This is a genomic window from Reichenbachiella faecimaris (assembly GCF_900176375.1).
In the GTDB taxonomy this organism is placed as follows: Bacteria; Bacteroidota; Bacteroidia; order Cytophagales; family Cyclobacteriaceae; genus Reichenbachiella; species Reichenbachiella faecimaris.
On record NZ_FWYF01000001.1, the window covers coordinates 1307197 to 1320203 of the forward strand.

At 43.8% G+C, this 13007-nt stretch carries 4 protein-coding genes; all 4 read right to left on the reverse strand.

Annotated features, from left to right (window positions below):
• Positions 1-16: 16 nt before the first annotated feature.
• Positions 17-7636, reverse strand: coding sequence for an Ig-like domain-containing protein (locus B9A58_RS05535; protein WP_176214679.1), 7620 nt, complete (start codon positions 7634-7636; stop codon positions 17-19).
• Positions 7637-7843: 207 nt separating this feature from the next.
• Positions 7844-9940, reverse strand: a complete 2097-nt coding sequence (locus B9A58_RS05540; RefSeq protein WP_221407816.1) for a glycoside hydrolase family 97 protein — start codon at positions 9938-9940, stop codon at positions 7844-7846.
• Positions 9940-11160, reverse strand: a complete 1221-nt coding sequence (locus B9A58_RS05545; RefSeq protein WP_084371416.1) for a glycoside hydrolase family 99 protein — start codon at positions 11158-11160, stop codon at positions 9940-9942. The genes B9A58_RS05540 and B9A58_RS05545 overlap by 1 nt, the downstream gene beginning before the upstream one ends.
• A 236-nt stretch (positions 11161-11396) precedes the next feature.
• Positions 11397-13004: a RagB/SusD family nutrient uptake outer membrane protein gene (locus B9A58_RS05550; protein WP_084371417.1), complete on the reverse strand. Its 1608-nt coding sequence runs from the start codon at positions 13002-13004 to the stop codon at positions 11397-11399.
• Positions 13005-13007 lie beyond the last annotated feature (3 nt).

Genomic DNA, 13007 nt, shown 5'->3' on the forward strand with positions numbered 1-13007 from the left:
TATTTAAAATTAGCTATTACTGAATACTTATTTTTTGCGTATGGTGTAAGCTATCAGATTCGATACGGATCAGATAAAGTCCCTTCACCCAACCATCGGTTGAAATCAAAACTTTTTCTTGACCGTCAAAACGGTTGTTCAGTATCATCTTACCAGACAGATCAGAAACACTGATCTGAACCTTTTCTAATCCTGAAACCAAATCAATCTTCAACTCACCATTAATGACTGGGTTGGGATAAATCAGAATTTCCTGATTCACAAATTCTGATTGCATCTTATCCTGATTATCGACCAAGATTCTTGCGCCACCAGTAGATTCCAATACCCATTTGGCACTAGCCCAGGCAGTATAGATGGTACCGTGCTGTGCATTGCCAGTCAAATTCTCTACATGAATGTAATTATTGGACTGCCATGCATTACGAATACGGCTTTCGCCACTACCTGCATCTTCTATTGCCCATCGTGAACTGTACCAACCAAAAGTCCTTGACGTGCACTGCACAGAACCTGTCAGATTTTCAATATGCATGTACTCACCTGTGGATGCATTTTTGATTTCCACATTTCCACCACCTACATCTTCTAAAATCCAAACATAACTATCACCAGACGGACTCGCACCATAAGTCACGTTGCCTCCACCGTCTGTTAAATATGAATTTTGCCATACATTTCTAATATGATAGCCTGAGGCAGACCCGCCGCCAGTCACGGTTACAGTGCTATTGGCAGTATACCCACCATCTACAGAAGTAACCGTGATCGTAGCCGTACCCGCAGAAACAGCAGTCACCAAACCAGCACCGTTTACTGTAGCTATTGAGCTGTTGTTTGAGCCCCAAGTCACATTCTGATTGGTGGCATTGGCTGGAGAAATAGTAGCTGTCAATTGCTGTGTATTACCTATGCCCAAACTAACGGAAGTGGGGCTTACGCCAACACCAGTTACATTGACCGTGCCAGACCCCGCCGCAGTAATGATCACTTTGTCTAGGTTATGATTCGGATTATCTAGTGCAATGCGCATGATCTGCTCGCCTGCATTTAATGAAACGTCATTGGCATAAACACTAGTCCAAGTTTGCCACGCGCCAGTATTGACACTTGTCACAGTCCCTGTCACATTCGATCCATTCATTTCTACGTGAAATGTACCAGCGTCCATAGTGGAAGCCACACGGAACTCAAAATCATAGGTTCCTGCGGAAGCCACATTCACCGTATATTCTAACCATTCGCCGGCACCAGTCCAACCAACATTATAGCCACCGTCGCTACATGCTTCTATATCAACGCCCTCACCCGTTCTATACTGACCACCATCATTGGCAGTATTCGTATCATGGTAGGCAACACCTTCTCCGCCATGATCGAAGTTTTCGACTTCCACCGTGCCAGGCAAACTAATAGGTGTACCTGAGTATGGTGATTGAGTAGGTATGACGATCTCTTCTACGATAATGTTAGAAACGGCCGTAAACCCTCCGTCCGTAGTAGTCACAGTAATTGTCGCGGTGCCTGCATTATTAGCCGTCACCAAACCACTGGCATTCACTGAAGCCACAGATGTATTATTGCTACTCCAGGTTACGCTCTGATTGCTGGCATTGGCTGGTGAAATAGTGACAGACAACTGCTGTGTTGCACCTTCATCCAGCGTAATCGAAGTCGGTGATACTGACACTCCCGTGACAGGTACCACTACTGTAGATACCGTAACGCTGGTTGTAGCAGTAAACCCACCATCAACTGTTGTCACCGTAATCGTAGCATTACCATCACCATTAGCCGTAACCAGTCCTGTTGCGCTTACTGAAGCTACTCCAGCATTGCTGGAAGCCCAAGTGACATTTTTGTTGCTGGCATTGACGGGAGCTACAGTTTCGGATAGTTGCTGCGTCTGACCCGGTTCAAGCGACAATGTTGTCGGCGAAACAGTTACACCAGTAACGGCAGCAGTCTCACCAAACCTGACTTCGAAATCACCATTATTATTAAAAAAGGCAACGTCCTCTCCTGCAATATTTGCGAAAGTAGAACCAGAAAGTTCCATCCACCCATCAAAAGTATTGTTGCTAGAGAAATTAGCCACATAGATACCATGGCCGCCAGACTCGCCTTCGGCTGTAGGATATAACGGGCCGTTATTGACATCTAAGGCCACCCCTGTGCCATTGATGTTCACATTATTGAAATATATCTCATCAATGACATTGTTGTTTTGCGAAGCCATATAAGAATGCACAAATACGGCATCATGTTGAGAATCTATAATGTCAATATCTGAAAAATTTACAAATCGTAAATCATAGGCCGTTCCTTGTGTTGGTGTTGGCAATTCCAACTCAACAGCCCCGAAGCGGTAAGTCCAAATGTTCTTCGTGGTTCCACAACCAATTACGGTAACATCATGAATATTAATCGTCTCAGATGCATTTGATCCGAATGGAAATGCCGGAAACTGCGTATTGAGTCTAATACCAGGACCAGCAAAATTGTCCTTGATCAATAAATGATGAGCTTCATGACTGTGACCTCCAAAGAACCCAAGACCCGCGGCCCGCAAGTTATTCTCGACTGTGCTGTACCGGAAAACATTTCCGTGACAAGCTGTAGGAGGTACTGCTTCCAGAAAGTTGACTGACCAGGTCGCCATTGCATCATCTATACAGTTTCTAAAACTAGTGTGTTCCACCGTTGTATTAGATGTTCCTTTAGCCAGATTTACTCCATCCGCATAGACGTTTCTAATCCTGCAATTGCTAATGACTAAACCATCGGTAACATTCCATCCACCATTATTCATAGAACTTATCCAAAATCCAGTTTCGAAGTGCTCAGCCCAAACATTGTTAATGGTTGAATTAGAACCCAGGCTACCATTGATGGCCTTGTTGCCAGGTGTTCTGGTGTTGGTGGCACTGTTTAAGTATATATCACTCAACTGGATGTTATTGGCATCAAAAAGAAAGCCTGCACCGTTCTGGCCTGTACTGCTAAAATATAACTCTGTATGCCACATTCCGGCACCCTGTATAGCCAATCCGTCATTACCTACCCATAGATTACCTGTAGGGGAACCACTTCCCTGACCATTTATAAATCGACCAGCCGGAATGTAAATTCCCTGAATACTAGGATCGCCGTTAGCAATATCCAATGCATTCCTAATGGCTAGTGCATCATTGGTTTGATCATTTGGGGTCGCACCATAATCCATAATATTTAGATACCCTGTTGGTGCGGATATCGGTGCCGGAACAGTTTCCAGTTCGATAAAATCCACTCCATAGGCTACGCCATCATTGGTCTCCTTTTGTAGCCTGATGACATCACCGGCATTGACTGCATTGGATAGTTGAAAGTGCAACTCATCAAACCTCATGCGTGCTTCATAAGTTGGCCCATTGTTTGTATTAGATGGAACCCCTTGAGTAGATGGAGAAACATCGAAGTACTGCCATGACCAATAAGAGCTGAGTGCTATGTCTTGAACCTTGGAGCCATTTACGTAAAGGGCCAAAGTACCACTTGCATTATCAGGAATGGAGTATCGCAACGTCAGTCCATCCTGCGACGTGCCGCTAACCGTCCACTCTACATAACTGCCATTGGACGGAAGGTTTACGAACTTTCTATCCGTTGCCTCTGAGGCTAATAAAGCCATATCGTAAGTAGGTCCGTTTACGGCTGCACCTCCACCAATACTGCCACTTTCCGATTCGTACCTGGTATATGGCGCATCATAATACCCACGATCAGCAGGAAAAACCGACTCCGGAATTACATTGACACTTACTGTTTCGGCATCCGAGATATTATTGTCATCTGTTACTGTCAGTTCAAAAATGTACAGCCCTTCAATCAAATTGCTCGCCGCCAGCGTGCTTGTATTCTGACCGCTCAATGTGGCGGTACCTGGCCCACTCACCTGTACCCAAAGGTATGTAACGATCGTGCCATCAGGATCATAGCTTCCCGACCCATCTAGGGTGGTGCTATTTGTAGGGAGTGAAATTGACTGCCCCATTCCTGGATTTGATACTGGAGGTTGCTCACCAGGAGCAATAACCGTGAATACTGTTGTAGCCGTATATCCTCCGTCCACAGTTGTTGCGGTAATTGTAGCCGTACCAGAAGACACTGCAGTAACTAAACCATTGGCATCTACTGTAGCCGCTGCATCATCACTCGACCAAGTAACGTTTTGATTGGTCGCAGTAGTCGGCAACACGGTTGCTGTCAACTGATGGGTATTTGGTATAGTCAGGTTGACAGCTGCCTCTGAAAGCGTGACACCTGTAGCTGGTTCTGGATTGACAATGATTTCCAAAGTCTCTGTATCAGACCCTGCTGAGTTGGATGCCGTAATTGAAGCTGAAACGGTTTCTACTACGCTCAACGTACCATTCAATTGACCTGTACTCGTATTTAAGGTGATCCCCTGTGGTAAGCCTGTAGCACTAAAGCTCTCTGGAAAATTAGAGGCAGTAATCGTATAATTGATCGCCTCACCGTCTTTTCTGGTTATTGACAGGGGGCTCGTAATTATAGGAGTGGTAGGAATAATTGCCTCGCAGGTAGTCAGATATACTGACCCGAACAATACAGGCTGAGCCCACCCCATTTCTGTGGTAGCGAAACTAGAGGTTTGTGCTTCTCTGGTACCTCCATTATCATCATCATCAACAGCAATGTCAAAGCCGATTTGATTACCCAAAGTAGGAGATACACCAATGGTCGACCATGGAATAGCCGCTTTCAAAGCATAACCCCCAGCAGTAGCAAACATATTAAATGAAATACCTGAAGCATTCTGAACAGAATTTCCTCCCAGGTTGACATTAGCATCATTCCATCTAAAGCCGAGTTGAAAGTCATTCAAACCATCGTAGCTACTTCCTTTGCTGTTATTCCCATCGATGAAAACATTGACCACGTCATCGTTCCACCATTCTGACCCTGAATCATTGTTCAGATCAGTATCTTGCACTTCTACCAATACATAAAGTGCTTGATTGTCGTACATGGCTCTCCATTGGCCAGAATAGTCACCTTGTACACTTCCTACATTGGTATTGGATATACTGCTCACAGGCACTTCGCTCCAAGATGCCTCGATATTGGTATCATTGGCTGGTGCACTGGCTGTCAGACCAATTACAGATCCTAGACAAGGAGGGTTTTCATTATCTGAAATGGAAATGGTCGCTGCTGTAGTTCCGCCGAGCTGATACCCAGACCCAGGTTGCAAAGTCAATGTTAGCGTTTCCACACCTTCAAATTCAGAATCATCTATGGGCGAAACTGTGATAACTTGAGTGAGGTTGCCAGGACTTAAAGTAACACTGCCGGATAACGCTGGTGTACTGGTATAATCACTACCTGAAGTGGCTGAGCCAGATATTGTATATCCTACACTGATCGACTGAGCTACATCAGAGATTGAGATCGTAAATGTTCCGGTATCTCCAGCTTCAGCGGCAGCAGCATCTGTGGCTTCTATGTTTACTGCCGCAGATACATTGATGGTCACTTGATCGGTATGATTTCCGTCATCTGTAGTAACTGTGATTACCGTCTGCCCCACACCTGTTGCTTCAAAGGCTCCAGTTATTTCATTCAGCGTACCAACCGAAGGATTGCTATTGGTATAAGCTACCGTTTTGTTTGATGCATTCTGGGGAACAAACGTTGGTGTAAGGCTGGTGATTTCACCAATAACCATGTCTAATGGCCCATCAGGCATATCGACTGAAATTACCCCTATGGGTTCGGTGAAAAAGGTGTTGACAACTAAATTTCCAGTCGTAATAATACTGTCTTGTGTTTCCCAGCTTATCCATTGGGGATTATACAAATCTATTTGTCCACTGGCACTTGCTGCAATACCAGTTCCTCCATCGGTAAAAACTACTGTGTTATGGTCATAGGGATCAAGTCCTGTCCCATCCACTTTTAATGAATGGAATTCTATATTCTGGTAAGGCCCCCCTTCCAATGTGATCGCATGCCTTTGAGAATCGATGATATCGATATCCTCCCAGTATACATTCCAAAGCCCTACAGCACCTGAAAGATATATAGCACCAATCTCTTCATTGAACAGATCATACGTAGTACCATGATTGATGATGGTAATGTTACTCATTACGGACTGGTTATTCTGGAGGAATTTAAACCCTGGGAAGGTATCTGTAAAACGAATACCAGCACAACCCCGACCGTCTCTAATAAGCACATGATTCACGCCATGACCATCTGCACCATGAAATGCAACGCCTCCTGCTCTCCAAACATTTTCTACCGTACTAAATTGCAGTGTGTTGTGCGTACCAGGAATACCGTGCCCCCAGTTGTCTGAAGACCAAACGGCAAATCCATCGTCACCACTATTTCTTATGTTAGTATGCTCGACAGTACAATGGTTGCTTCCTTCAGCGAAGTTGACACCATCAGCATAATTGTTTCTAATTCTGGCATTTGTGATCAACAGGTACTCAGTGATATCTTGTGGAGCGCCTTCAACAGCAAAGTCATAATCCGCGAACCACATGCCCGTTTCGAAATGCTCTACCCATACATCTTTAACTACACTGTTGCTTCCCCATGTTCCAAAAATACCTTTGTATCCTTTATAAGGTTCGTTCCATCCAGGTATCCTCTCGTTATCCGGACAAAAGCGATCGTTGTTGTTGGTCGTAACATGGACATCAGAAAATTCTAAATTATCCGCACGGGCTTTTACACCTCCGGAAAAAGCCAGGTCAGAAGAAAAGAAGAGCTCTGTATGCCAAATACCGGCACCTTGCACCGTGATATTACTGGCGTTTAATCGAAATTGACCATCGAGATAATACTTACCAGCGGGTATATACATATTCTTACCCTGTGCGTTGGCATCGGCCAAACACGCATGAAATGCAGCCAGGTCGTCTATTGTATCATTTCCATTGGCATTGTATGGCGCATCTGTAACTGAAAGTGAATTTGCCGGAGCACCTTTTACTGGTTCAATTTGCTCGATTTCAATGAAATCAATCCCATACTCGAAGCCATTTCCACCAGTCTTTTCCAGTCGAATGCTACTACCAGGAGAAAGTGGTGTGTTCAACTTGAAGTTGATATCATCAAAATACATTCGAACTTCAGTGAACCCTGCATTTGGGACATTACCACCTTGAGCCCCTTGGAATTTATTTAGGTAATGAAAAGCCCAATAGGAGTTTAGCGTGATCGTTTGATCCAAACTGCCATTGACATATACATTCAAATCACCTTGATTGCCTAGGCCACTAGCATTGTCAGGAATGGTAAACCTCAGTGTCACCCCATCGGCGAACTCATTCACCGTCCATTGCACGTAATCGCCGTCCGACGACAAAGCCAAATAATGTTGGCCTGATGCCTCGGCGGCTGCCACGTCCGGAAGAAATTCATAATCCGTTCGAGCTTGTGCTTGCGACTGATTGGTATCATCAGATTCGTACCTGGTGTACGGCATTTGATAAGCTCCTCGTGGGAGCCCATCACCCTGAGCGAAAGTGTTGTAAGTCATTAATACCAGACTGACTAGTCCGAATATTGAGGTTACACTCCTTCGCCATTTTTGTAAACATTCGTTTTTCATAGTCATGTTTTGTTAAAATGATAAGAATACTTTGATGCTCCTGCATCAAAGGTGTGGGGAGTGTGGGGGTTGGTCATTGGGGCTTGAAAAAAAAGAGGGGACAAAAATCTATAAAAATTATCCCCTCTCACAACAAAACCCATTCACATAAGAATCACTCTTGAACAAAGCTGGCCGTCTTCATTCAACAAATTTATTAGCACCTTGTCAAAAAGATGCCACATGCTTGCCATTGGCGAGCTGTGGACTGGCGATTTTTAATCTAACCGCCTGACCGCCACCAGCGGCTAGTTTCATATTCAAATTACTGGTATTATCTACCAAAAAACTATCAATCTTTACTGTCATGGGGTTAGTCTCGTAATGAGCATTATCTCCATCTGCATATATCTGTGCCAGGTACTTCTCTCCGGCCTTCAGAAAATCCAGATTAATATTCAGTTCTCTCTCATTCTCATCAGTGACTGCCCCGACAAACCAATCTTCACTTCCTCTTGCTTTTCTAGCAATGGCCACATAATCGCCAATCTTACCATCCAAAAGCTTGCTATCCTCCCAATCGGTGACTACGTCTTGGACAAACTGAAAGGCAGGATTGTTCATATAGTGCTCAGGTAGATCCGCAGCCATCTGTACCGGACTATAGATCGTCACATACAATGCCAGCTGATTAGCCAGCGTACTGTGCGTGCTATTTCCCTTTCTGTAAGCATCCAAATCTGTTTGGAATATACCAGGGGTATAGTCCAAAGGCCCAGCGAGCAACATCGTAAACGGCAGCACTGTGGTATGTTCTGGAGGATTTCCTGTACTCCAGGCATTATACTCCATACCCCGAACGGCCTCCCTGCTCAGCATATTGGGATAGGTCCTTCTGATGCCTGTAGGTTTGATCGGTTCATGAGCGACTATACACACCTTGTTTTGGGCTGCCAGCTCCACAACTCTTCGATAGTGATTGATCATCCATTGGCCATGATGATTTTGTCCTTCGGGCTTTACGTAGCCCACATATCCTGTTTTCACCGAATGGATGCCGTTGTCCTGCAGCATACCATAAGCATCCGACATTTGCTTTTCATAAGCCAGTGCGTCACCACTTGTTTCATGATGTCCAATGATATTTACTCCTTTTTTTTGGGCATAAGCAGCCAGCCAGGGAAGATTGAAGTCTGGATATGACTCTGTGAAACTAAAATTTGGCTTGGTAGTCCAGACGTCCCAACCTGGATTCCAACCTTCTACCAATACGCCTCCAAATCCATTATCAGCAGCAAAATCAATATATTTTGCCGTATTTTCAGTCGTTGCCCCATGATTTGGTCCGGCTTCCCAAGTAGATTTATTCAGGTGCATTTCCCACCAAATACCGATGTATTTCATGGGCTGAATCCAAGACACGTCGCTCAATTTGTTTGGTTCATTCAGGTTAAGAATCAAATCGGATTCTACCAGTCCTGCCAATCGATTACTCACCTGAATCGTTCTCCATGGAGTGACCATTGGCACTTTGGTTTTTACTTTTACACCATCAGGCCAAGGGACTAGACCTGCAGTCAGCCCGTTCGGATTTCCCTGGGTCAAAACCATGGACGCATAATTTGTCAAATTGGCCTCGTGAATACTGAAATAAAAACCCTCAGTGCTCTCGAAAGTAGCTGGTGTATGTATGAGCGTGGAAACAGAATTCAGTTTTTTATTTTCATAAAGTCTTTCATAACTATTATAGCCATTTTCCCAAGAATCCACAGTTGTATCACAAGGTTGATACCATACAGAATGATCAGCTGTAAAATTGAACGCTGTGAGTTCATTCATAATTCTTACACTATCAATGGCGTCCTGTTCAGGTATGGCATATCGAAAGCCCAAACCATCATCAAATACCCTAAAAAAAAGTGTGAAATATCTCTTATCTCCCTCCTCTTCGACTAACGAAACTTCAAGTTGCGTATAGGCATTTCTCACCACCCTTCTTTCTCCCCACACTGTTTCCCATTCGTCATCTACAGATGATCTCTTGATCTCTCTAATCTGTAAATGATCTGCCAGAGGTTTCATTTTCTGAAACTCAAAACCAAGTCTAGACGGGCTTACGATTTTTTGTTCAGCTAAATTCAGTGCGTAATGAGGCACACCGTTTTCCAATGAAAACAGCAGTTCGAGTTGTCCGTCAGGTGAACGCACAATTTCCTGATGATTCATAGCCTGTTCTTGATTGTCACAAGCCGTAAATCCAATAATCAAACCTACAAGTAAGAGTAGTTTCGTGCTTCCTGATGTTTTTATTCCTATGATATTCATTACTTGTAATTCGATATAAGTTTTTCTGCCTCATCTACTTTTAAGGCAACCAAATAGTAAAATGCTTGTTTTAAATCGTCGAGAGCCTCTTTATCCGAACTGTAAGCGGGGTTTTTGCTAAGCAAATACCAGTCATAGATGAGTTGCAACTCTTCTACGCCGTAGGCTACTCCTGTATATTTTTGTATTTTTTCTAAGAACTGAAACTCAAATTCCAATGTCGGTTCTATGCAAGTGCCCTCCCCGAAATCGTTCCAGGTGATCAGTTGCAAAAAATCCAGTTTATCACTGTTTTGTGTTGCCAAATCCAGTGTTTCTTCCAGCGTTTGAGCAGAAACTTCTAATTCCCAGCCAATCTGATCTCCCCAGCCACCTTCTACATAATAATCGTTGAAACCGGGATAGGCACCCCCGCCCCTGATCTCTAATGCAGTAGTAGAATTATAAAAATTGGTCAAACCGCTCACGCCATCTCGGTACACCCATGCATACTCTCCTGCGGCATTTTCCTCACCCACCTTGCCTGTATTATACCATAGTGGTAGAAACAATTCATTGGCTGAGGACGCCCCTAAAATCTCAGTCCAAGTAGTAGAAGCTTGAAATGTAATCGGACCAAAAAGTAGTGTCAATGGTCGATTATCAAATTCGATGTATTGTTTATGGTTGTAATAGTTTGAATTGAGATAGGTCACATTGATCTTGGTGTCTTCTTTGCTTTCGGCAAATCGATCTTCCATGACCACTGCAAACTCCATTCCGGTGGATTCAGTGTGATCTATAATGGCATTTGAGCTTTCGAGTAAAGAATGAATATCGCTGTTCGTTCCCTCAACCCCATACCAATTAATCAATACTCCATCTACTCCTGCATATTTCATCAAAAGCATGTGATAATTGATCACATCTGGGTCTCGCGAGTCGTAGGGTCCAATCAGCGGATAATAGTGTGATGCAATCTGCCTTTTATCGTCATCGCCTATCACATTGGGGTCTTTAGTAGACATCTTCCAATGGATGCCCCAACCTTCAGAAAAATCTCCAGGTGCTTCAAACCAGGGCATGTAGTGCAAATAAACGGGCATCTTGTTACTCTTGGAAACAGACTTGGCAGACAACTCTTCTATACCACCAGACGGCAACACCAGTTCGGGACTGTTATCTTCTTTGCAGGATGATAGTATCAATAACGTGAGCCCTAATTGTAAAATATGATTCATTTTTATATAATTTTTTTAAAGCCAGAGTATCAGATTTTTGAATGTTAATCTGATGATCAGGCAGAGACATAATTGTCAAAAATGCTAGACACTCTGGTGTAATAGCCCCCACGACTATTACTTCTTTAATATGTACCTGAGCACATCAATCAAACTCTATATTTCTATTCATACCAACCCAAGCGTCTGGCTTAAATTTGCCCGACATTCGGTTGAACATTTTTATTAAATCTCTCCTAATTGTAACCTGGGTTTTGTTCCAGTTTATCATTGGCTGACAATGCAGTGACAGGAATAGGATAAACATTTCTAAAATCTCCACTTGCTTCTTTGGCCCACCAAGTACCACTGGTGAACTTGCCAAACCGAATTAAGTCGGTACGTCTATGGCCTTCCCAGTACAATTCGTAACCTCTTTCGGCCAAAATTTCACTTCCATCCGAGCTGATAGAGCTGATATTATTCGCCCCTCTTTGGGTTTTCACCTGATTGATTAAAGTCAGGGCTGCACCATCGCTTCCTTTACGCCAAAGGGCTTCAGCTTTCATCAGTATCACATCGGCATATCGCAGCAGCGCCACATCGTTGTCCATCCACTGGGGAATAGCTGCGTCCTGATCGGGTGCCCATTTCACTACTCTCACCCCATCCGCTTCTTTTGCCTTAGTTATGTCATCCAAATCAGGATTGAAAATCAGCGGATTGCCAATTCTATCTTCTAGGTCTACGCCATCGCTGTCCACCTGCTGTCCATACAAGAATCCCAAATGCAATCCCGTTGCGTCCAGATAACGATCATCTTGGAATCGAGTATCTGTGGTCTGAATACCGTTGCTGTTATTCCCATCCGTATCCCAGGCATAGAAGAACTCTGGCGGTACGCACATACCATTCCATGGTTGGCCATTGTTTACTGATTGATTGTAATGTAAGCTCATAAATGTATGCGCCTGTGAATCGAACCCTCTACCCACTTCTCCACTATTGAGTAGCGCCAAGATGGTTTCCGAGCTATTGTCGTTGTTGTTTTCGAAGAGATCGAAATAGTCGGCACCAAGGCTATATTGACCTGAGTTGATTACTGCATCGCAATTGGCAATTACTTGATCCATATCAGCATCTGTAACCGACCGACCTTCATAAATGGCGCGATTCAGATATACCTTGGCCAACAAAGCCTGAGCTGTTTGTTTCACCGCTTTGCCCACCTCTACACCATCTTCTTTGCCAAACATATCCGGAATAGATTCTTCCAATTCATTGATAATATAATTTGTGCCATCTACACGATTCATCACATCTGGAAAAAGCTGATCATTCAAAAATGGAAGAACACCAAACATATCTATGTATTGCCACATATAGTAGGCTCGCATCGTCCTGACCTCCGCCAAATAGGGCTTCAGGTCTTCTCGGAAATTGATATCGTCTGCCGACATATTGACCAAATTGGTAAATACCTCATAGCATCTTGCTACCCCCTGAGAAATATCGTTCCATCCATTGGCAACGATAGAATTTTCTGCGGTCCAGGTATGCTGGTGCATCGCAATCCAGATGCCGTTATCGTACCAATCGGTCCCTCTGGTGGGAGTCACCATTTCATCAGTTGAAGATTCAGTTAACGCATATATATTTCGCTCACCATTCCATTGATACAATGGTGTATAAATCGGTTCTATAAAACCAGTTGTTAAAGTAGGGTCTTCTCTTAGTGCCTCAGCGGATTCAGCCAGGTATTCATTCCCTTTAGTAAAATTTATAATTTTAGGTTCTAAATCGGTACATGAAAACAGCGCTACCATAGCCAAAACTGTCGCTATATTTTTATTTGTTCTTATCATAGT